Source organism: Marinovum sp. (genome assembly GCF_048263515.1).
Lineage (GTDB): Bacteria > Pseudomonadota > Alphaproteobacteria > Rhodobacterales > Rhodobacteraceae > Marinovum.
Map to the genome: position 1 here is coordinate 77,100 of NZ_JBLXEC010000018.1, position 22,136 is coordinate 99,235.

19 protein-coding genes are annotated in these 22,136 nt (G+C 65.2%); 11 read left to right on the top strand and 8 right to left on the bottom strand.

The annotated features are described in order from the left end of the window. Window positions 1-8 precede the first annotated feature (8 nt). Window positions 9-2,204: an excinuclease ABC subunit UvrB gene (uvrB, locus tag ACN0SE_RS15795; RefSeq protein ID WP_417525498.1), complete on the bottom strand. Its 2,196-nt coding sequence runs from the start codon at window positions 2,202-2,204 to the stop codon at window positions 9-11. Window positions 2,205-2,733: 529 nt separating this feature from the next. Here uvrB and ACN0SE_RS15800 point away from each other — a divergent pair. The 6 genes from ACN0SE_RS15800 to ACN0SE_RS15825 all read left to right on the top strand — a co-directional run bounded on the left by ACN0SE_RS15800 (window position 2,734) and on the right by ACN0SE_RS15825 (window position 9,268). After that, window positions 2,734-3,045: an ETC complex I subunit gene (locus tag ACN0SE_RS15800; RefSeq protein WP_417525499.1), complete on the top strand. Its 312-nt coding sequence runs from the start codon at window positions 2,734-2,736 to the stop codon at window positions 3,043-3,045. A 180-nt stretch (window positions 3,046-3,225) separates the two neighbouring features. After that, window positions 3,226-3,858, top strand: a complete 633-nt coding sequence (locus ACN0SE_RS15805; RefSeq protein WP_417525500.1) for an alpha/beta family hydrolase — start codon at window positions 3,226-3,228, stop codon at window positions 3,856-3,858. Between the two features lie 725 nt (window positions 3,859-4,583). After that, window positions 4,584-5,495 (top strand): alpha/beta fold hydrolase, encoded by a 912-nt coding sequence (locus ACN0SE_RS15810; RefSeq protein WP_417525501.1) that lies wholly within the window; start codon window positions 4,584-4,586, stop codon window positions 5,493-5,495. Between the two features lie 55 nt (window positions 5,496-5,550). Next, window positions 5,551-6,732 (top strand): substrate-binding domain-containing protein, encoded by a 1,182-nt coding sequence (locus ACN0SE_RS15815; protein ID WP_417525502.1) that lies wholly within the window; start codon window positions 5,551-5,553, stop codon window positions 6,730-6,732. Window positions 6,733-6,813: 81 nt separating this feature from the next. Next, a complete protein-coding gene (locus ACN0SE_RS15820) occupies window positions 6,814-8,307 on the top strand; it encodes a sugar ABC transporter ATP-binding protein (RefSeq protein ID WP_417525503.1) in 1,494 nt (497 codons plus the stop codon). Beyond that, complete coding sequence (locus ACN0SE_RS15825) at window positions 8,291-9,268, top strand: ABC transporter permease (RefSeq protein ID WP_417525504.1); 978 nt, start codon at window positions 8,291-8,293, stop codon at window positions 9,266-9,268. The genes ACN0SE_RS15820 and ACN0SE_RS15825 overlap by 17 nt, the downstream gene beginning before the upstream one ends. 69 nt (window positions 9,269-9,337) lie before the next feature. On the opposite strand, the gene ACN0SE_RS15830 is transcribed toward ACN0SE_RS15825, so the two are convergent. The 7 genes from ACN0SE_RS15830 to ACN0SE_RS15860 are packed head-to-tail and all read right to left on the bottom strand — an operon-like array spanning window position 9,338 to window position 16,072. Then, the gene (locus tag ACN0SE_RS15830) at window positions 9,338-9,952 is read right to left on the bottom strand and encodes a hypothetical protein (RefSeq protein ID WP_417525505.1); all 615 of its coding nucleotides are present in this window, start codon (window positions 9,950-9,952) and stop codon (window positions 9,338-9,340) included. Between the two features lie 9 nt (window positions 9,953-9,961). Then, window positions 9,962-10,660: a hypothetical protein gene (locus ACN0SE_RS15835; RefSeq protein ID WP_417525506.1), complete on the bottom strand. Its 699-nt coding sequence runs from the start codon at window positions 10,658-10,660 to the stop codon at window positions 9,962-9,964. Window positions 10,661-10,686: 26 nt separating this feature from the next. Next, window positions 10,687-11,631, bottom strand: coding sequence for a carbohydrate kinase family protein (locus ACN0SE_RS15840; RefSeq protein WP_417525507.1), 945 nt, complete (start codon window positions 11,629-11,631; stop codon window positions 10,687-10,689). A 33-nt stretch (window positions 11,632-11,664) separates the two neighbouring features. After that, complete coding sequence (locus ACN0SE_RS15845) at window positions 11,665-12,714, bottom strand: ABC transporter ATP-binding protein (protein ID WP_417525508.1); 1,050 nt, start codon at window positions 12,712-12,714, stop codon at window positions 11,665-11,667. 5 nt (window positions 12,715-12,719) lie between these two features. Continuing rightward, window positions 12,720-13,565: a carbohydrate ABC transporter permease gene (locus ACN0SE_RS15850; protein WP_417525509.1), complete on the bottom strand. Its 846-nt coding sequence runs from the start codon at window positions 13,563-13,565 to the stop codon at window positions 12,720-12,722. Window positions 13,566-13,568: 3 nt separating this feature from the next. Then, a complete protein-coding gene (locus ACN0SE_RS15855) occupies window positions 13,569-14,513 on the bottom strand; it encodes a carbohydrate ABC transporter permease (protein WP_417525510.1) in 945 nt (314 codons plus the stop codon). Window positions 14,514-14,554: 41 nt separating this feature from the next. After that, window positions 14,555-16,072, bottom strand: coding sequence for an ABC transporter substrate-binding protein (locus tag ACN0SE_RS15860; protein WP_417525511.1), 1,518 nt, complete (start codon window positions 16,070-16,072; stop codon window positions 14,555-14,557). Between the two features lie 270 nt (window positions 16,073-16,342). On the opposite strand from ACN0SE_RS15860, the gene ACN0SE_RS15865 reads away from it, so the two are divergent. The 5 genes from ACN0SE_RS15865 to ACN0SE_RS15885 are packed head-to-tail and all read left to right on the top strand — an operon-like array spanning window position 16,343 to window position 22,041. After that, complete coding sequence (locus ACN0SE_RS15865; RefSeq protein ID WP_417525512.1) at window positions 16,343-17,674, top strand: NAD(P)H-dependent oxidoreductase; 1,332 nt, start codon at window positions 16,343-16,345, stop codon at window positions 17,672-17,674. Beyond that, window positions 17,667-18,683, top strand: coding sequence for a thiamine pyrophosphate-dependent dehydrogenase E1 component subunit alpha (locus tag ACN0SE_RS15870; RefSeq protein WP_417525513.1), 1,017 nt, complete (start codon window positions 17,667-17,669; stop codon window positions 18,681-18,683). The genes ACN0SE_RS15865 and ACN0SE_RS15870 overlap by 8 nt, the downstream gene beginning before the upstream one ends. Then, the gene (locus ACN0SE_RS15875; protein WP_417525514.1) at window positions 18,680-19,690 is read left to right on the top strand and encodes an alpha-ketoacid dehydrogenase subunit beta; all 1,011 of its coding nucleotides are present in this window, start codon (window positions 18,680-18,682) and stop codon (window positions 19,688-19,690) included. Before ACN0SE_RS15870 ends, ACN0SE_RS15875 begins: the two co-directional genes overlap by 4 nt. Further along, window positions 19,690-21,006, top strand: coding sequence for an acetoin dehydrogenase dihydrolipoyllysine-residue acetyltransferase subunit (locus tag ACN0SE_RS15880; protein ID WP_417525515.1), 1,317 nt, complete (start codon window positions 19,690-19,692; stop codon window positions 21,004-21,006). Before ACN0SE_RS15875 ends, ACN0SE_RS15880 begins: the two co-directional genes overlap by 1 nt. 36 nt (window positions 21,007-21,042) lie before the next feature. Beyond that, window positions 21,043-22,041: a sugar-binding transcriptional regulator gene (locus ACN0SE_RS15885; RefSeq protein WP_417525516.1), complete on the top strand. Its 999-nt coding sequence runs from the start codon at window positions 21,043-21,045 to the stop codon at window positions 22,039-22,041. The last annotated feature ends 95 nt before the right edge of the window (window positions 22,042-22,136 follow it).

A 22,136-nucleotide genomic window follows, 5' to 3' on the forward strand; every position in this document is an offset into this window, starting at 1 on the left:
CGCGATCCCTACCGCTTGCGCCGTTGCACGTTGCCGCCGCGTTGACCGCCGCGGCCCGCGGTCGACCGGCCCTTGGCCTTGACCGCCGCCTCTGACGCCTTTTCCACCGCATATTGCCGCGCCAGCGGATCGTCGGCGACGGCAAGGTCTACTGCCTCGAGCCGCTTGACCTCGTCGCGCAGCCGGGCGGCTTCCTCGAACTCGAGGTTCTCGGCCGCCTTGCGCATGTCGGCGCGCAGCCCGTCGAGCACGGCCTGCAGGTTCGACCCGGCCAGCCCCTTGTCGACGGTCGCGGTCACCCGGTTCATGTCGACATCGCCCTTGTAGAGCCCCGAGAGCACGTCGCCGACGTTCTTCTTGATTGTCTCGGGCGTGATGCCGTTTTCCTCGTTATAGGCGATCTGCTTGGTCCGGCGGCGGTCGGTCTCGGCCAAAGCGCGTTCCATCGAGCCGGTGATGCGATCGGCGTACATGATCACCCGGCCCTCGGCGTTGCGCGCGGCGCGGCCGATGGTCTGAATAAGCGAGGTCTCGGACCGCAGGAAGCCTTCCTTGTCCGCATCCAGAATGGCCACCAGCCCGCATTCCGGGATGTCGAGCCCCTCGCGCAGCAGGTTGATGCCGATCAGAACGTCGAAGGCACCGAGGCGCAGGTCGCGCAGGATCTCGATGCGTTCCAGCGTGTCGATGTCGGAATGCATGTAGCGGACCTTGATGCCCTGCTCGTGCATGTATTCCGTCAGGTCCTCGGCCATCCGCTTGGTCAGCGTGGTCACCAGCGTGCGGAAGCCGTCGGCGGTGACCTTGCGAACCTCGTCGAGCAGGTCGTCGACCTGCATCTCAACGGGGCGGATTTCGACCTGCGGATCGAGCAGGCCGGTGGGGCGGATGACCTGTTCGGTGAAGACGCCGCCGGTCTGTTCCAGTTCCCATGCGGCGGGGGTGGCGGAGACAAAGACCGACTGGGGCCGCATGGCGTCCCATTCCTCGAACTTGAGGGGGCGGTTGTCCATGCACGACGGCAGGCGGAAGCCATGTTCCGCCAAGGTGAACTTGCGCCGATAGTCACCCCGGTACATGCCGCCGATCTGCGGCACGGAGACGTGGCTCTCGTCGGCGAAAACAATCGCATTGTCGGGGATGAATTCGAAGAGGGTGGGGGGCGGCTCGCCCGGCGCGCGGCCGGTCAGATAGCGGGAATAGTTCTCGATGCCGTTGCAGACGCCGGTGGCCTCGAGCATTTCCAGATCGAAGTTCGTCCGCTGCTCCAGCCGCTGCGCTTCGAGCAGCTTGCCTTCGCCCACCAGCTGATCAAGCCGCATCCGCAGCTCTTTCTTGATGCCGATGATCGCCTGCTGCATCGTCGGCCGCGGCGTGACGTAGTGGCTGTTGGCGTAGATGCGGATCTGGTCGAAAGTGTCGGTCTTTTCGCCGGTGAGCGGATCGAACTCGGTGATCGCCTCCAGCTCTTCGCCAAAGAACGACAGCCGCCAGGCGCGGGTATCAAGGTGCGCCGGCCAGACCTCGAGCACGTCGCCGCGCACCCGGAACGAGCCGCGGGCGAAACCGACGTCATTGCGGCGGTACTGCTGCGCCACAAGATCGGCCATCACCGCGCGCTGGTCGTAATTCTGACCGGCCTTGAGATCCTGCGTCATGGCGCCATAGGTCTCGACCGAGCCGATACCGTAGATACAGGACACCGAGGCAACGATGATCACGTCGTCACGCTCCAGCAGCGCCCGGGTGGCCGAGTGGCGCATCCGGTCGATCTGTTCGTTGATCTGGGATTCCTTCTCGATATAGGTGTCCGAGCGCGCCACATAGGCCTCGGGCTGGTAGTAATCGTAGTAGCTGACGAAATACTCGACCGCGTTGTCGGGAAAGAAGCCCTTGAACTCGCCATAAAGCTGCGCCGCCAGCGTCTTGTTCGGGGCGAGAATGATCGCCGGGCGCTGGGTTTCCTCGATCACCTTGGCCATGGTGAAGGTCTTGCCGGTGCCGGTCGCGCCCAGCAGAACCTGATCGCGGTCGCCGTCACGCAGCCCGCCGGCGATCTCCTTGATCGCGGTGGGCTGGTCGCCGGCGGCGGTATATTCGGTGTGCATCACGAAGGTCTTGCCGCCTTCGAGCTTCTCCCGGGTCTTCACGTCGGGCGCGGGCGAATTGAGGATGGGCATCGCTTCGGGCGAGTTGTTGTACATGCGTCAGGCTCCTTGCCCGCTAAATGTGCGTCCTTGCCCGGCCAATGCAAGGGGCGGGGCTGCGACCGGTTGGCCAGGGGGCCGGAAATTGGTAAAGCCGTGGCACCGGATTGCCTGTGATTCTCGGCAGATCGAAAACGGGGCGTCGCGTCAAAGCCCTTTGAGATTATTCAGCTTTTTAGTCTAAGTGAATTCTTTACTTTGCCGTTTGCGGACATGTTGCAGCGATTCCATGGGGTTATCTCATGCGCGCTGGCTATTGTCGTGCCGTGCCGCGTGTCGCGCCCTTAAAAAGCGTTGCAATGCCGCTTTGCGCAATTGTACCTTGAATTTGCAAGCAGCAGGCTTGGCTGTCGAATGTGTTGCACCTACCCACCCCTCGCTCCCCGCGACACGACCGACAGCCAAGCTGTGCTTGTTCCTCCTCCCTGACATGCGACCGCTGGCCCTGGTTTGACGCGCGCTCTGTCCGTGCTTGAAACGGCGGGCGAAATTGCCGATAACCGGCGAAACACCCGGAGGCACATCCATGCGCGCACGAATCTACCAACCGGCCCGGAACGCGATGCAATCCGGTGTCGCCAAGACCCGCCAATGGGTGCTGGAGTTCGCCCCCGCCTCGCGGCGCGAGGTCGATCCGCTGATGGGCTGGACCTCGTCCGAGGATACCCAGGCGCAGGTGCGGCTGAAGTTTGACAGCAAGGAAGCGGCGCTGGACTATGCCAAGGACCACGGCATCGAGGTGACGGTGAGCGCCCCCAAGACCCGCCGTCTCAACATCCGCCCGCGCGGCTACGCCGAGAACTTCGCCGTCAACCGCCGGAGCCCCTGGACGCACTGAGGGTGTAAGACATACCTGAGATATTCTCGCGGGGGGGGCTGAGTTTCTCCGGGGGGCTATATCTGGTGTGCGGCGAGGGGTGATTATCTTCATGCGGTAGGTGGTGGATCCGCGTCCCTCGACAGCCGCAGAGAATTTGGTCGGGCGCCCATCGGGCGCCTTTTTTCTTCGAGGGGACCCATGGAACTTCTGCTGAATGGCGATGAGCCCGGCTGCACGACCCTCCTGCTGGCCCACGGCGCCGGGTCCGCCATGGACACACCCTGGATGACCACCGTGGCCGAGGCGCTGTCTGAGGCTGGCCTCCGTGTCGCGCGGTTCGAGTTCAGCTATATGGCCGCGCGCCGCACGGGCGGCTCGAAACGCCCGCCCGGAAAGGCCGAGACCTACGTGCCCGAGTACCTCTCTGCCATCGACGCATTGGCCTGCGACGGCCCGCTGCTGATCGGCGGCAAGAGCATGGGCGGGCGGGTCGCAAGCCTTGCCGCGCAGGACCTCTTCGATGCGGGCCGTATCACAGGGCTGGTGTGCCTCGGCTTCCCCTTCCACGCCCCGAAGAAGCCCGAGAAGACACGCTACGACCATCTCGAGGCGATCACCTGCCCAACGCTCATCTGCCAGGGCACGCGCGATCACTTCGGGTCCCGCGAGGAGGTCGACCGGTACCCGCTTTCGCCAGCTGTCGAGCTGTTCTGGTTGGAGGATGGCGACCACGATCTGAAACCGCGTAAACGGCTGACCGGGAGGAGCCTCGACGACCACCTCGCGTCCGTGGCGGCGCGGGTGTGCTCATGGAGCGCGGCACAGGGCTGAGACGGGTGGGGGCGGGGTGAAAATCCCGTAAAATGCGTTTGTCTTGGCATCCTGCTTCGGCAGGTTTGCCAAGCGCAGACGATGGCGCGAAGGTTCACTGCATTTTCGGCGAGTGCCGAAGCTGGCCCCGTGCCGATTGAAAGCACGGCGAAGTGAGCCAGGGCAGGGGTGCGCTTTCGCTTTCCTTTGAAGGCAAAGGTCCCGGTATCTTTGAGCTTGCCAGCGGACGCACGCGGACCAAAGCTTAGGAGCGCGGCCGGCATCAAGCGCGGCCGGATATGGTCAAGTTCGCGGCACCGACATCCCCCAGCGGCGCCACCCTCAAAAGGAAAGCGATTCGAAAATTCGCTAGAACATTGGACTCACATCCGCAGCCAATGTTCTCGTGATGCCGTATCTCCGGCCCTGTGAGATGCAAGTGCCTCGCCTGCGATCTCGGGTTGCGGTCGGCTGGGATTCCCAAGCCTATCTAGAAAATTAAACCCTAATCCATTGAATTTCGTCGCTCTTCCGCGCAGGGCCGGCTCGCGCCTGCGCGCTTCCTTGCGCTTTGTCATGCTGAGCCCTGATGAACATTCGTATTTACAATTGCACAAAAGTGCGCTAAATACTTCCCTCAGATGCTCGCGGTGCCACCTGGTCCGACCCCACCAACCAGCCGGACAGGCCCCGCAGAGAGCACATCGAAACCCCCGGCATCGGGGGCGCAAATCTGGAGGAGGCTCATGGCTGAAATTTACGATCACGCCGGCAATCCGGTGAAACATGGCCGGGCGCGCGTGAACGGCATCCGCATGCACTATGTGACCGCCGGTCAGGGAGAGCCGCTCCTGCTGATCCACGGCACGCCGAAGACCAACTTCTACTGGCATCGCCTGTTTCCGCTGCTGACCGAGCATTTCACCGTCGTCGCACCCGACCTGCGGGGGTTCGGCTATACCGACAAGCCGCCGGTCAGCGAAGGCTATGACAGCGCCACCAACGCGCAGGACCTGGCCGAGCTGATGACCTTTCTTGGTCACGACAGCTTTCACGTCCATGGCGAGGATCGCGGCGCGGAGTTTGCCTATGTCCTGACGGCCAGGGAACGCGACCGGGTCAAGACCCTGTCGTTCTGCGAGATGCTGCTGTCGGGCGAGGGGCTCGAGGAGGCGTCGTTCTTTACCCCGGACAACGTCTCGGCCCAGTTCCGGCAGAACGGCGTCTGGGTCTGGCACATCCCGTTCTTCTGGATCCCGCATCTGCCCGAGATGCTGATCCAGGGCAAGGAACGTGCCTTCTGGGAATTCTGGATCAAGGCCGAAACCTGGAACCCCAATGCGATCTCGAAAGAGGCGCTGGATGAATGGATCGCCTGCCTGACCGCTCCCGGCGGCCTGCGGGGCACACTGGAAACCTACCGTGCCGCCTTCAGGAACGCTGAGATCGTGCGCGAGCTCAAGCAGGAGAAGCTGACCCTGCCGATCATGACCGTCGGCGCGCCCGAGTTCTTCGGCCCCACGGTCGAGGCGCAGATGACCCGCCTGTCGGAGGGCGTCGAAAAGGCGGCGGTCTTCGAGGAATGCGGTCACAGCCTGGCGCTCGAGGCGCCGGAGCGGCTGGCCGAGATGCTGCGCGACTTCATGCTCAACCGCTGATCCTCGTCCGGGAGGGACGGAACAGCGACAGACTTCAACGGAGGAAGACAAGACAATGATCAAGACAACCAAGAGAGCCCTGATGATCGGCGTCGCCGCGATGCTGGCCTGCGGCACCGCCCTGCCGGTCCTGGCTCAGTCCAACATCGGCGATGTGCGCCACCCGCTGTGGTACGAAGCGCCCAGCGAACGCACGCTCGAGCTGGCCAAGATCGACGATCTCTCGCAGACCGTCGTCAGCCAGGGTCCGCGCGGCGAGGATGGCGTGCTTTACACCGAGATCGGCCTGACCGACGCGCAGATCGAGAAGATCCGTGCCGGCCAGTTCACCGCCGCCATCTCGCTGGGCTGGCTGGGCGACGACTGGGCGACCCAGCAGCTGATCGGCCTGAAGGAGACCTTCGAGAACCTCGGTATCGAAGTGGTCGCCGAGACCAATGCCAACTGGGAAGACGCCCGCCAGATCTCGGACCTCGACGCCATCTCGGTGCTCAAGCCCGACCTGCTGGTCTCGATCCCGCTGAACACCGCCACCACCGCCAAGGCCTATCAGAAGCTGGCCGCCAACGGCACCAAGATCGTCTTCATCGACCAGGCCGCCGACGACATGCAGCCCGGCCAGGATTACGTCTCGGTGATCTCGTCCGACAACCTGGCGCTGGGGATGTATCTGGCCGACCTGCTGTCCGATGCCATCGGTGGCCAGGGCGATGTGGCGGCGATGTATTATGCGCCTGACTTCCATGTCACCAACCTGCGCTACATCGGCTTCATCGCGCGGCTGATCGCCAAGTATCCGGACATCCAGCTGGTCGCCTCGGCCGGTCACGACAACCCGAACCGCGGTCAGGAAGTGGCGCAGGCGCTGTTCGCCCGCTACCCGACGCTGAAGGGTGTCTACGGCTCCTGGAGCATCCCGGCGATGGGCGCGGCCACGGCGGCGCGGATTTCCGGCAAGCGTCCGGAAGACTTCAAGATCGTCAACGAGAACTTCGACCAGATCGTTGCCGCCAACATGGCCGAAAACGGCCTGATCGCCGGGATCTCGACCCAGCGCCCCTATACCCAGGGCGTGACCGAGGCCACCGCCGGTGCGCTGGCGCTGATCGGCGAGAGCCTGCCGTCCTACATCTCGGTGCCGTCGCTCGCGGTGTCGCGCGACAACCTCGCCGCGGCCTACGAGACCATCTACCGCATCCCGCTGCCGGCGGAGATGTCGGCCGACCTGAACAACTGATGACACCCGCCGGGCGCCGCGACAGGCGCCCGGCTTTCCACGGCACCCGGCGCCTTGCGCCGACATGAGCAGGGGGCTCAGATGCAGACCGACCTTCTCCGGATGCGGGAAATCGACAAGGCCTTCAACGGCATCCCCGTCCTTCGCAATGCCGGCTTCAGCCTGCGCAAGGGCGAATGCCATGCGCTCATGGGCGAAAACGGCGCTGGCAAATCGACGATGATGAAGATCCTGACCGGGGTCTACCGGCGTGACGGCGGCACCGTGGAACTGGATGGTCAGGACGTCACCTTCCACGCGCCCCGCGATGCCGAGGCCGCCGGCATCGCCATGATCTTTCAGGAATTCAGCCTGATCCCGACGCTCACCGTGGCGCAGAACATCTTTCTCGGCCACGAGCCGCGCCGGGCCGGCAACGCGGTGATCCGCGATGGCGAGATGGTCCGCCGCGCCCGCGCCATCCTCGAGGAATTCGGCGAGAGCATCGATCCGCGCGCCCGCGTCGAAGACCTCAGCGTCGGCGCCAAGCAGATGGTCGAGATCGCCAAGGCGCTGTCCAAGAATGCCCGCATCATCGTGATGGACGAACCCACCGCCTCGCTCAGCGAGAGCGAGGTCGAGACCCTGTTCCGGCTGGTGCGGCGGCTGAAGTCGCAGGGCATTTCCATTGTCTACATCTCGCACCGCATGGCCGAGATCTTCCAGATCTGCGACCGGATCACCGCGATGCGCGATGGCCGTGACATGCTGACCGCCGAAACGGGCAAGGTCACCATGGAAGAGCTGATCCGCGCCATGCTGGGCAGCGACAAGACCGCCACGCTCGATTGGGCGCAGCGCGCGGTCGATCTGTCGGTGCCGCCGGTGCTCGAGGTCGACGGCCTGTCGGTCGCGGGCCATGTCGAGGGCGTCAGCTTTGCCGTGCGCCCGGGCGAGATCGTCGGTCTGGCCGGTCTGACCGGATCGGGCCGGACCGAGATCGTCGAGGCGATCTTCGGCATCCGGCCGGTCTCGGCGGGCGCGGTCCGGGTCGGCGGCGCGCCGGTGCTGTCGAACAAATCCGCCATCGAGGCCGGCGTCGGCCTGGTGCCGGAAGACCGGCGGACCCAAGGGCTCGTGCTCGATCACACGCTCCGCGACAACGTGATCCTGCCGAACCTCGCAAGGTTCTCGCGTCGCTTTCTGGTTCGTGACCGGGCCGCGCGCGAGACCTCCGAGGGGCATATCCGCAACCTCAAGATCAAGTCCGAAAGCCCCGATCAGGTGGTGCGGCTGCTGTCCGGCGGCAACCAGCAGAAGATCGTGCTGGCGAAATGGCTGGAGCGGCGCCCCAAGGTGCTGATCCTCGACGAGCCGACCATCGGCGTCGACATCGGCGCCAAGGCGGACCTTGTCCAGAAGATCCGCGAGATCGCCGATGCCGGCACCGCCGTGCTGGTGATCTCGTCGGAATTTGAAGAACTGCTCGCGGTCAGCGACCGCCTGCTCATCATCTATGACGGAACCCTGATCGGCGACATCGAGCGCCAAGACGTGCAATCCGAGGAGGTCCTGCACCATGCTGTCCAAGGCTGAACTTCACCCGCGCCCGGCCGTGGCCTCTCTCGGCCGGTTCTCTCCGCGCGACAACATCGTCTATCTCTGCTTCGCGGCGGTGCTGCTGTTCTTTGCGGTCACCATCGGCGACAAGGGCTTTCTGACGGTCAACAACCTGTTCAATATCGCCCGCACCACGGCCATGATCGCGGTGATCTCGGTGGCGATGACCTTCATCATCTCGTCAGGCGAGCTCGACCTGTCGGTCGGCTCTACCGCAGCGCTGGCGGCGCTGGCCTCGGCGCTGACGATGGAAGCCGGCTACGGCTTTGTCGGCGGGGTTCTCGCCGGTCTGCTCTGCGGCGTGATCGTCGGGCTGATCAACGGGCTCTTCGTCACGCTGGTGTCGATCCCGTCATTCCTGGTGACGCTGGGCATGATGCAGCTGGTGCGCGGTGTCGACATGCGCATCACCTATACCAACCCCGTGCCGGTGCGGAACGAAACCTTCGACGCGGTGTTCGGCCCCGGCACTATCGGCGTCGTGCCGATCCTGTTTCTCTGGGCGGTGGGCGTGGCGCTGATCGGACATATCGTCCTGCGCTACACGCCCTTCGGCCGGCAGGTTCTGGCCACCGGCGGCAACCAGGTGGCAGCGCGCTACTCGGGCATCAGCACCCGGCGCACCAAGATCATCTGCTTCCTGATCACCGGCGTCGGCGCCGCGCTGGCCGGGATGCTCTGGACCGGCATGATGGGCACCGCGCGCTACAACTTCGGCGAAGGCGCGGAGCTTGCGGCAATCGCGGCGGTCATCCTTGGCGGCACCAGCCTGTTCGGCGGCAAGGGCACCATCCTGGGCACCTTCGTGGGCGCGCTGATGATCGGCACGATCAACAACGGGCTGATCATCATGGGCCTCGACGTGTCCGAGCAGATGATGGTGGCCGGTGCGATCATCGTCCTGGCGGTGGCCTTCGGCAAGAAGCCCAGCCGCTGACACCAGCCCTGACAAACGGAAAGACCCGGTTCCTGCGAACCGGGTCTTTTTGCGTCGACTGTCAAAGGTTCAGGATTGGCCGTCGGGCAACTGCTTGGCATAGAACCGCCCGGCAAGCTCCAGCGCCTTGCCGGTTCTGAACAGTTCGGGCATCGACCATTCCGGCTCGTCGCCGGCAAACAGGTCGAGAAAGGCGATGGCCAGCCCCGGATCCTGCGCCACGTTCTCGCGAAAGCTCCACCAGGTGCGCGCCTCCGACAGGGCGGGGCTGGGGGTCTGGGCGGCGTGAAAGTCCTTTTCCAGCACCAGACCACGCACGTTCAGACAGAAGGCGACATAGAGATAGCCCTCCGGCCAGAAATACGCCGGGTTGGTCTTGTCGGCGGCGGTCGGGGTGTCGCTGTGGGTGACCGGGTTCAGCTTGATCAGGGTGCGCAGCATGAGCCCGGCGGCAAAGCCGACATAGGCGCGGTTGTCCTGCGACTGGCTGGGTTTCTGCGCCTCGAAGGCGCGGATCCAGTCGGTGAAGACCTGGGTCAGCCGGCCCTGATCGACGACATAGCGGTTGCCGGTCTCGGTCTCGGTCCGCTCGCGCTGGGCCTCGAAGGCGCCGACAAACCAGCGCAGGCGCTGCGCGGATTTGTGCAGCGGCGGGTCGGTGGCCTTCAGCTCGGTGGGTCTCATGTCATTGACCTAAAGATGCGCCGAAGCGTTTTCAAGAAACCGGGTCAGCGCCTCTGGGCTGCCGCCGGGGGCAGGGGCCTCGTCGCTCAGGGCGCGGACGAGGGCCACCGACAGATCGAGAAGCCCCTCTTCCTCGTCCATCCGGGCGGCGCGATCCGACAGCAGCCAGACGGCGATGGCAATCAGCGCCAGTTCGGCGTCCTGCTTTTCCGCGTCGGTGACGGTGGCGACAAACCCCGGCATCCGCCCGATGGCCGAAGAGCTGAGAATCTGGCCGATCACCCTGGCCGCATTCGCTGCCTCGGAGGCACCTGGCGCCGGATCCAGCGCCTGCAACTGCCCGGCGAGGATGGTTTCGCTGATCAGGTCGCGGTGGCCGGGGCGGGCGCCTTGCAGGTGTTCCCAGGCGTGGCAGATCACCTTGGCGCAGGCGCGCGCGGCCTCGGGGCTGCGGGTCTGGCCGGTGAAGGCGCGCTGCGCCTCGGTCAGGTCCGTCAGGTCGATCGGCGCGTTCAGCAGGCGCTTGCCGGCGCCCTCGACCGATTTCAGAGCGTCGTGGAAGCCGCTGCGCAACGGCTCGGGCAAAAGACGCAGGGCCGGCTCCAGCGCCTCTTCGGTGGCCTCGGACAGGTTGGAGACGCCGCGCAAGGCATCGCGCAGCGGCATCTGCAGGTCAGGCAGGAACTGGAATGGTCTGGTCAGTCGCATGGGCCTTATCGGATCTCCTGACCAGTCTACCTCCGGACCGGCGTGGTTTCCACGAATTTCAACGTCTTCTCGAGGCTCTCGATCACCGCCTGCGACCCCAGCCCCATGGCGTTCTGCGCCGAGGCGGCCTGACCGAGCCGGATGCAGTCCTCCATGTCGCGGCCAAGGTGCAGGCCGGTGGCAAAGCCGGCGTTGAAGCAATCGCCGCAGCCGCAGGTGCAGACCACGTCGATCAAGAAGGCCGGGATGTCGATCTTGCGGCCAGCGCGGTCGCGGTACATCGCGCCCTCGGCCCCCAGCGTCATCACCACCGCGCCAGCGCCCTGATCGAGCAGGAAGGCGGCGATATCCTCGAGGTCAGTGAGGCCCGACAGCGCCATGGCCTCTTCCTCCGAGGGCATGAAGTAATTGGTGTGTTTCAGCAGCGGCCGGATCAGCGCGAGGTCATCGGGTGTCGAGGCAAAGACGTCGAGCGTGGTGGTGATGCCGCGGTTTCGCGCCTCTTCCAGCACCTCGGCGTTGCGGCCCTTGTCCATCGCGTCCATCAGCCCGACGCCACCGATGTGCAGGACCTTCGTGTCGAGCACCTGGTCGAGCTGGTCGTCGGCCACGAAGAACCCCGCCGTGGCGCCCCGCTTGTGGAGCGCCGGGCGCTGGCCGTCGGGGCGGGTGGTGACAATGCTGGACGAGGTGGCGAAGTCCGGGCAGCGCTGCATCATCGCGGTGTCGACGCCGAAGTCCGCAAACCGCCGCAACACCCAGTCGCCCATCAGGTCGTTGCCGACACCCCCCACCGCCTGCACGCTGAGCCCGTGCTTGGCGGCGACGATGGCGGCGCAGCCCGCCGCGCCGGAAACTGCCAGAGCGAAATCTTCTACAAAGAGCGTGTTGCCGCCGGGCGGGATCTCGGTCACCGGGCGGCAGAGGGCGTCGAAGGTGTGAAACCCCATCGAAGTGTAGTCGAACGTCATAGGCGGCTCCTTCGGCGCTGCGGGACGGGCGGCTCAGCGCAGGCGCTGGCCGCTGTCACCGTCGAACAGGTAAATCCGCGACGGATCGAAGCTGACCGTCTCGGGGGTGTTGAGATCGGCGCGGTAATCGCGCGCGGCCTTGACCTCGATCAGCTTGTCGCCGGCCTTGACGGTCAGATAGGTCAGGTCGCCGGTGGGCTCCACGCCGTAGACATGGCCGGTGACCTGCGGGTCGCCGCCACCGACGGTGCAATCCTCGGGGCGGACCCCCAGCGTGACATGGCCGTCAAAGCGCGTAGGCAGGCCGCTGACCGTGACGCCCGGCGCGGTAAAGGTGCCGGCCTCGAGCCGCCCCTCGATCAGGTTCATCGGCGGCGAGCCGATAAAGTTGGCGACAAAGGTATTGGCCGGGTCGTTGTAGATCTGGTCGGGCGTGCCGATCTGCTGGATCGCGCCTTTTTCCATGATGACGATGCGGTCGGCCAGGGTCATCGCCTCGATCTGGTCGTGGGTGACATAGACCGTGGTGATCTTGAGCTCGCGCTGAATATGCTTGATCTGCACCCGCATGTGCTGGCGCAGCTTGGCGTCGAGGTTGCTGAGCGGCTCGTCCATCAGGAAGACATGCGGCTGGCGCACGATGGCGCGGGCCAGCGCCGCGCGCTGGCGCTGGCCGCCGGACAGCGCGCCGGGCTTGCGATCGAGATAGTCGGTCAGTTCCACCAGACCGGCGGCGCGGCGGATCATGCCGTCCTGCTGGTCCTTGGGCACCCCGCGCATGCGCAGCGGAAAGCGGATGTTCTCGTAGATCGACATGTTGGGGTAGAGCGCATAGCCCTGAAACACCATCGCCACGTCGCGGTCGCGCGCATCGACCTCGTTCATCACCTCGCCGTCCATCGCGATCTCGCCTTCGGAGGGGTCCTCCAGCCCGGCGATCATCCGCATGGTGGTGGTCTTGCCGCAGCCCGAGGGGCCGAGGAAGACCACGAACTCCTCATCCGCGATGTCGAGGTTCACGTCCCGGACGCCCCAGACCGCGCCCCATTGCTTCTGGATGTTGTTCAGTTCGATGCGAGCCATGTCGGTTATCCTTTGACCGCGCCCATGGTCAGTCCGCGCGACAGGTGCTTCTGGATGGCGACGACCACCAGAAAGACCGGAACGAAGGCGAGGAAGGCGACCAGTGCAATTGCGTTGTAGATCACGCCGTCAGAGCCGCCGGTGAAATTGGCGAGCGCGACGGACATCGTATAGGCGTCGGGGGTCGACGCGATGAGGAGGGTGAAGAGGAACTCGTTGATCGCAAAGATCATTGCGATAACGCTGGCGGTGATGATGCCGGGCAGGATCGCGGGGATGATGATCTCCCACAGGATGCGCAACTCTCCGGCGCCGTCGGTCTTGGCGGCGTCCTCCAGCTCTTTCGGGATGTCGAGCATGTAGGAGCGGATGATCCAGGTCACGAAGGACAGGTTGATCGCCGCATAGATCAGCATCAGCGCCCAGATGGTATCCAGCAGCCCCATGTTGCGGAACAGAAAGAAGATCGGCACCGCCACGATCGCCGGCGCCATCATCCGGGTGGACAGGATGTAGAAACCGATGTCGTCACGCCCGCGGTATTGAAAGCGCGACAGCGAATAGGCGGCCGGGATCGCCAGCACCAGATCGATCAGCACCGAGCCGATGATCGCCGCGACCGAGTTGCGGAGGTATTTGCCCATCGGCCAGTCCGACCAGATCATGTGCCAGGCATCGAGGCTGAAGGTCGGCCAGTAGATCGGCTGCGGGGTGATGATCTCGGTCCGCGGGCGCAGCCCGATCGACAGGAACCACAGCACCGGCGCCAGGCAGAACAGCGCCCAGCCGGCGAGGATCATGTAGCGCAGGGTCAGGCTTTCGCCGCGGGATTTTCTGCGTTGCGAGGCCATGGATCAGCTCCTTGCCGAGACGAAGGCGCGCTTCACCACGAGCTGCGCGACGATGATGGTGAGGATCAGCATGATCACCGAGGCCGCCGAGGCGTAGCCGAAGTTGAAGAACTTGAACCCGGTGCGGTAGATGAAGAAGCTGATGGTCTCGGTGCCGAAGGCGGGGCCGCCCTTGGTGATGATGAAGACGTTGGTGAACATCGTGGTAATGTCGATGGCCCGCAGGATCAGCGCCACGGCAATCACCGGTTTCATCATCGGCAGCGAGATGTTGAAGAAGATCGCATACCACGACGCCCCGTCGAGGCGGGCGGCCTCTTCGATCTCTTCGTCCTGACCCTGAAGCGCGGCGACGAAGATGATGAACAGGAACGGCGTCCACTGCCAGACATCGGCAAGGATCAGCAGCGCCCGGCTGCCCCAGGTCGAGGACTGGATGGCGAGGTTGCTGTCGATCAGCCCGATGCGGATCAACAGGTCCGAGAACACCCGCGCGTCATGGAACGCCAGCTTGAAGATGAAGGCCACCGCCGAGGGCATGAACAGCATCGGCACAAGAAAGATGATGCGCCAGCCGGTCACCCAGGGGTCGCGGTAGGCGTAGAAGGCCAGCGCCAGCGCGATCACGCATTGCAACACCAGCGAGATCGAGCCGATGACAAACGTGTTCCAGAGCGCGCCCCAGAACTGGTAGTCGTTGAACAGCTTGAGGTAATTGGCAAACCCCACCGGTTTCCACGGGCCGAACTTGACCTCGTGAAAGCTCTGGATGATGGCATAGACGCCCGGGTAGAGCGTGATCAACAGCAGATAGGCCACGGCCGGTGCGACCAGCAGGTAGGGCAGCCAGGCCTTCAGGCGCCGGCTGCGTTTCCTGAACGTGCGGTGCGTCGGCCGTGCCGGGGCAGCATAAGCCGCCCCGGTGTCCGACAGGGAGGGATTGCTCATTGCGAGATCCTTTGACTGTCCGTTTCGGTCGGATCCGCGCCTCAGAAGGGCAGGTCCTTGCCTTCACCAACATAAAGCCCCGGAGCGGCAGCTGCATAGTCGACCGGATCGGCGCCCTGGTAGAAACCGTTCGACGACATGATCTCCTTGACCGCGGCGGCGGCGTTGTCGAGCGCCTCCTTGGCGCTGATTTTGCCCACCACGGCGCGGTTGATCTCGTTGCCGATGGCCTGTTCGATCGGGAAGGCGCCGGGCAGGCGCGGCGCGCACCAGGCGTGCTCCAGCGATTCGCCCCAGACCTTGGCGGGCTGTGACACCTCCTGCAGGTTGGGGTTGGTCAGCACCGACTTGTAGCCCGGCGCCACGCCGTTGGCGTTGGCCTCGTTCATCGCCATGATCGACGAGGTGGTGAGGAAGGCCAGCATCAGGAAGGCCCCTTCGGGGTTCTGCGCCGAGGCCGCGACGCAGGAGGTCGAACCGGCGATGTTCGGCGGCGCGAAACGTCCGCCAGAGATGCGCGGCTCGTAGATGGTGACGAAGTCGTCGACGATCTGGCTCTGGTCGGGCCGCATCGCCTGTGTACCGCTGTCCTGCCAGCTGATGTTGGTGGCCACCTGGCCGCCCAGCCAGGCCGACCGGTTCTCGGGCCAGCCGGAACCGGCGTGACCTTCGTTGGCGTTCTTGGCCAGCTCGAGGATGATCTCGAGACCCTTCATGCCGGCGTCGCCGTTGAAGATCGGCTCCCAGTTCTCGTCGAACAGCATCATGCCGGCCTGCGCCGAGATGTGTTCCCAGGTGTAGGTCGACCAGAAGCCCGGCGCCGCCATCAGGCCCACACCGGACACGCCCGGCTCGACCTTGTTGAGCTCGCCCGAGAGGCGGATCAGCTCGTCATAGGTCGGTACCGAAGTGGCCTTGTCGATCGGACCGCCCAGGACCTGCTCGACATAGCCCTTGCGCAAGTGGACCATCTGGATGTCGCAGTCGAAGGGGATGCCGTACATCTCGCCGTTGAAGTAGCCGTAGTTCAGCCGGTAGGTGTCATAGAAGTCATCCAGCGGCAGCGACCACTTGTCGGCGAACTCCTGCAGCGGATGCAGGAAGCCCGGTGCCGCGAAGTCGCCCAGCCAGGGCGAGAAGAACTGCAGCGCGTCAAACGAGGCATTGCCCGAGATGAACTCGGCCAGCGCCTTGTCGTAGAAGCTGTCATCGGGGATCGGCACCAGCTCGACCTTGATGCCGGAAAGCTTCTCGAAGGGCGCGAGGCCTTCCTGCGCCGATTCCGCGTCGGCGGCGCCCACGGCAAAGCGGACCTTGGTGCCAGAGAGCTCGCTGCGCACCTTTTCCCAGTCGACGGTGCGGATCCAGTCTTTGCTCATGTCCCAGATCGGCTTGTCGTCGGACATGTCATACAGGTCGCGGTAATCGGCGCGCACGTATTTCGAGATCGAGATCTCGTCGAGCACCGACTGCGGGTCCGGCAGATGCGAGCCGGCCAGCAGCTTGCCGCCCCAGCCTGATCCGATTGCGGCGACGCCCAACGCGGATGAGGTCCGCATGAAGGTCCGGCGCGAAAGCTTTCCTCTGGTGTCCATCGAAGTTCCTCCCTGATGGCGCGTTTGATCCGATTCTCATCCTCCCAGCGTGCAGATGTCACCTGCAATCATACTCGGAATCGGAAGAACAATGATATGTTCTGCATCTCTTATGTTCAAATACAGGCAATAAGTCAACGATCATGGCTGGGCCGTTTAGAACATTAATATTGACACGAATACAAAAGTTCAGCATACAGGCTGCAACCGATCCTCAACAAAGGGCCTACCGACATGCCTTCGAACATCGCTTTGACTGGACTCGCCAAGGACTTGGCCGCCCGCGCCGACACCGGGAGGCCGGTTCGGATCGGCCTGATCGGGTCGGGCGAGATGGGCACCGATATCGTCACCCGCGCCGCGATGATGGACGGTGTCGAGGTTGCCGCGATCTCCGAGCTCAACATCCCCAATGCACACAAGGCGGTGGAAATCGCGCATCAGGGCAAGGGCCACAGCCAGGACGCCTCGAGCGCCGATCAGATCAACGCCGTGATCGAAGGCGGCAAGACCGCGATCACCGACAATGCCGACGCGCTCTTCGAGTCGGGCCTGATCGACGTGGTGATCGATGCCACTGGCGTACCTGCCGTGGGCGCCGAACTGGGCCTGCGCGCCATGGAACGCGGCAAGCACCTGGTGATGATGAACGTCGAGGCCGATGTCACCATCGGCTCCTACCTGCGCCGCGAGGCCGAGCGTCTGGGCGTCGTCTACAGCCTTGGCGCCGGTGACGAGCCGTCGTCCTGCATGGAGCTGATCGAGTTCGTCACCGCCATGGGCCACCGGGTGGTCTGCGCCGGCAAGGGCAAGAACAACCCGATGAACATCGACGCGACGCCGGATGTCTATGCCGCCGAAGCCAGGCAGCGGCACATGAACCCGCGGCTGCTGGTCGAATTTGTCGACGGCTCGAAGACCGCGGTCGAGATGGCCGCCATCGGCAATGCCACCGGGCTGATCCCCGACATCGACGGCATGCACGGCCCCGCCGCCGGCCCCAAGGAGCTGGCCAAGGTGCTGATCCCCGAGGCCGACGGCGGTGTGCTGTCGGGCATCGGCCGGGTCGACTACTCGGTGGGCAGGGGCGTCTCGCCCGGTGTCTTCTGCATCGTCGAGGCGCAGCATCCGCGCATTCACGAACGCATGGCCGACCTCAAGATGGGCGACGGGCCGTATTACGAATTCATTCGGCCCTATCACCTGACTTCGCTGGAAGTGCCGCTGACCTGCGCCCGCGCAGTGCTTTACGGCAAGGCCGACATGGTGCCGCTTGACCGCCCCGTGGTCGAGGTCTGCGCCGTCGCCAAGAAGGACCTGGCGCCGGGTGAAGCGCTCGACCAGATCGGCGAATACACCTACCGCGCCTGGGCGATGGAAGTCAGCCGTGCACAGACCGCCAAGGCGCTGCCGGCGGGCCTGCTGACCGGCGCCATCGTCACAGCGCCCATCCGCAAGGGTGAGCTCATCACCGCCTTGAACACCACGCTGCCCCAGACCCGCATCGTCGAGCTGCGCCGCCGCCAGGACGAGATGCTTTACGGCAAGGAGTTGATCGATGCCTGACACGATGACAGAAACCAACATCCCCTACGCGATCCGCAGCTACTCGCCCGAGCGGCTGCGACACGCGCTGTTGCAGATGTACCTGATCCGCAAGTTCGAGGAAGGCGCCGAGGACAGCTATACCCGCGGCCTGATCCACGGCACGATGCACCTCAGCATCGGCCAGGAAGCCTCGGCCGTGGGGTCCTGCATGTCGCTGACCGACGAGGACAAGATCACCTCGACCCACCGCGGCCACGGCCATTGCGTCGCCAAAGGCGCGGATCTCGGCAAGATGTTCGCAGAGTTCTTCGGCAAGGAGACCGGCTACTGCAAGGGCAGGGGCGGCTCGATGCACATTGCCGATCCGTCCAAGGGCAACCTCGGCGCCAATGGCATCGTCGGCGGCGGCCTGCCCATCGCAGTGGGCGCGGCGCTCTCGGCCAAGCGGCTGGGCACCGGCGCGGTCACCGTCTGCTTCTTCGGTGACGGCGCCAACAACGAAGGCGCCTTCCACGAGTCGCTCAACATGGCCGCGGTCTGGAAGCTGCCGGTGGTCTTCGTCTGCGAGAACAACAAATACGGCATGTCGACCTCGACCGAACGCTCCACCGCCGTCAAGAACATCGCCACCCGCGCTGCGGCCTACAACATGCCGGGCGTCACCGTGGACGGCAACGACTTCTCGGCGGTTACCGAGGCGATGGACGCCGCCGTAGCCCGTGCCCGCAACGGCGACGGTCCCAGCCTGGTGGAGAACCAGACCTACCGCTGGCGCGGTCATTCCAAGTCGGACCGCAACCGCTACCGCACCAAGGAAGAGATCTCCGAGTGGATGGAGCGCGACCCGATCCCCGCGATGGCACGGCTTCTGGTCGAGCACGGGATCATCGCCGACAGCGAGGTCGCCGGCATCGAGGCCGAGGCAGAACAGATCATCCGCGACGCCATCGAGTTTGCGGCCGCAAGCCCGGCCCCGAAGCTCGAAGAGGTGACCCGCGACGTCTATACCAAAGAGGTGGCCGCATGAATGCGCACAGCGATATTGAGCTTCGCGAACTCTCCTACGCCGAGGCGATCCGCGAGGCGATGGACATCGCGATGGAGCGCGACGAGCGCGTCATCCTGATGGGCGAGGACATCGGCGTCTACGGCGGCGCCTTCCAGGTGACCGGCGAGCTGGTCCACAAGTACGGCACCGACCGGGTGATGGACACGCCGATTTCCGAGCTGGGCGGCGCCGGTGTCGCCGTCGGCGCGGCGCTGACCGGGCTGCGGCCGATCTTCGAGTTCCAGTTCTCGGATTTCGCCACGCTCGCCATGGAGCAGATCGTCAACCAGGCCGCCAAGGTGCGCTACATGTTGGGCGGCTCGGTCTCGGTGCCGCTGGTCATGCGCTTTCCGGCAGGCTCCGGCACCGGGGCGGCGGCGCAGCACTCGCAGAGCATTGAAGCATGGCTGGGCCACGTGCCGGGGCTCAAGGTTTTGCAACCCTCGACCCCCGAGGATGCCAAGGGCATGTTGCTGGCGGCGCTGGACGACCCCGATCCGGTGATGATCTTCGAGCACAAGATCCTCTACAAGATGAAGGGCCACGTCCCCGAGGGCCATTACACCACGCCGATCGGCAAGGCCGCGATCCGGCGCGAGGGCCGCGATGTCACCATCGTCGCCACCTCGCTGATGGTGCACAAGGCGCTCGCCGCCGCCGAGACCTTGGCCGGCGAAGGCATCGACGCCGAGGTCATCGACCTGCGCACCGTGCGCCCGATGGACCGCGAGACGGTGCTGGCCTCGGTGCGCAAGACCGGGCGGCTGGTCTGCGTCTACGAAGGCGTCAAGACGCTGGGCGTGGGTTCTGAGATCTCGGCGATGGTGGCCGAAAGCGACGCCTTCGATTACCTCGACGCGCCGGTGGTGCGTCTGGGCGGCGCGGAATGCCCGGTGCCCTACAACCCCGAGCTCGAAAAGGCCGTGGTGCCGCAGGTGCCCGACATCCTCGACGCCACCCGGAATGTTGTCAAAGGACGGATCTGATGCCCATCGAAGTCATCATGCCCAAGGTCGACATGGACATGGCCAGCGGCAAGATCATGTGCTGGCATGTCTCTGAGGGCGAGAGCGTGTCCAAGGGCGACCCGCTGTTCGACATCGAGACCGACAAGGCCGCGATGGAGGTCGAGGCCCCCGACAGCGGCATCCTGCACCACACCGCCCCCGAAGGCAGTGACGTGCCGATCGGCCAGCCCATCGCCTGGCTCTATGCCGAGGGCGAGGATGTGGGCGATCAGCCCCGTCCCTTCGCCGGTGCCCAGGGCGCCGCCTGCGAGAAGTCCTGCGCCAGCGAGACGGCGCCGGAAATCGCGCTTTCGCCGTCGGAAGTGTCCGTCAAAGCAGACCACGCGCCCGAGCCGGCCGCGACGGCAGACCTCTCTGACAAGCGCCGCGCCACGCCCAAGGCCCGGGCCGAGGCCCGTGCCGCCGGGCTTCTGCTCGACGACATCCCCGGCACCGGTCCGCGCGGCCGCATCCAGTCCGAAGACGTGCAACAGGCGCTGCGCCAAAGCGCGCCTGCTCCCGGCCCGGTGGCCTTCACCCCGGAAACCGGCGCGCTCTCGGTCAGCCGATCGCGCGGGGGCACCGGCACGCCGGTGGTGCTGATCCACGGCTTTGCCAGCGACGCCACCTCATGGGCGCCGCTCGAGACCCATCTCAAGCACCGCCCGCTCATTCGCATCGAACTGCCCGGCCACGGCAAATCACCGAAACTGCGGATCGGCAACTTTGCCGCGCTGGTCAAGGAGGTGCGCCGCGCCTTCGACGCCCTCGGGATCGACAAGGCGCATCTGGTGGGTCACAGCCTCGGCGGCGCGGTCTGCCTGGCGCTGGCCGACACACGGCCGAAATCCGTGGCCTCGCTGAGCCTGATCGCCCCGGCGGGCCTCGGCCCCGACATCAACGGCACGGCGCTCTCGGGCATCTGCAGGGCCACCCGGCCTGAAAGCCTCGGCCCCTGGCTGAAATCGCTGGTCGCTGACGAGGATCTGATCACCGACAGCTACGTGCGCCTGGCCATGGCGTCGCGCAGCGCGCCGAACCTGCGGGCGGCGCAATCCGCCCTGGCCGAGGCGCTGTTCCCAGACGGCGTCCAGTCCTTCGACCTGCGCGCCGCGCTGGAGCGGCTCACCCTGCCGACCCGGGTGATCTGGGGCCGTCAGGACGCGGTGATCCCGTGGAAACACGCGCTGCGCGCCCCGGGCCGGGTGGCGCTGCACCTTTTCGACAACGTCGGTCACATGCCGCAGATCGAAGTGGCGGATGAGGTTGGAAAGATCATCGCAACCAACGTATGATCCGGTTTTGCTGATCATCCAATCAAAGTGAGACCGATGCCCGACACCACGGCCCCCAAGGAAACCCGCAGCCGCGATCGCGCGGCTGCCGACGGTCACAGCCAGCTGCGGATCCGCGCGGCCTGGCTCTACTACGTCGAGGGCATGACCCAGTCGGACGTCGCCAAGAAGCTGGGCGTCAACCGCATCCTCGTCACCCGCCTGCTGGCCGAGGCCCGCAAGCGAGGCGAGGTGGTGATCCGGATCAAGTCGCCGCTGACCTCGGTGGTGGACCTGCAGACCCGGCTGGAAAACAAATACGGCCTGAAGCGCGCCGTCGTCGCGCCCTTCGAGGACCCCGTGGGCGATCCGACCCGGGTGATCGCCGCCGCCGCCGGCGCCTATGTCACCGAGATCATGGACCACAACCGCACCGTCGGTGTCGGCTGGGGGCGCACCCTGCACACCATGCTGCCCTATATCGAGGGCCGTGCGCTCGACAACGTGCGGGTGGTGTCGCTGCTCGGCGGCATCGCCCAGGCCCGGCGCTTCAACCCTGCGGAGTTTGCCTGGCAGTTCGCCGAGCTCTTCGATGCCGAGGGCTACCTGGTCTCGGCCCCGGCCATCGTCGACTCGGCGCAGACCCGCCACGCCCTGCTGGAGCATTGCGGTCTCGACCAGATCCTGCAGATGGCGGAATCCTGCGATGTCGCCCTGCTGTCCTGCGGCGGCATCACCGCGCTCACCACCTCCTACCGGCTGGGCCATGTTTCCGAAGCCGAGCGGCTGTCGATGATCGAGGGCGGCGCGGTGGGCGACGTTCTCTACAATTTCATCGATGCCGAGGGCGAGCCGATCGACCACCCGGTCAACGACCGCGCGATCTCGATGTCGATGCAGCGGCTCAAGCGCATTCCCAACAAGGTGCTGATCTCGGGCGGGACCGAGAAGGTGGCGATCATGCGCGCGGCGCTGAAATCACTGCAGCCCAGCGTGCTGATCACCGATGAGGCCACCGCCACCACGCTGCTGGACAACGACGCGCCCGCGGGCTGACCGCCCTCCGCCTAGTCCAGGGCGCCGATCCGGTCTTCTTCTGTTCGAAAATACCCTCGGGGGAGTCGCCAGAGGCGACGGGGGCAGAGCCCCCA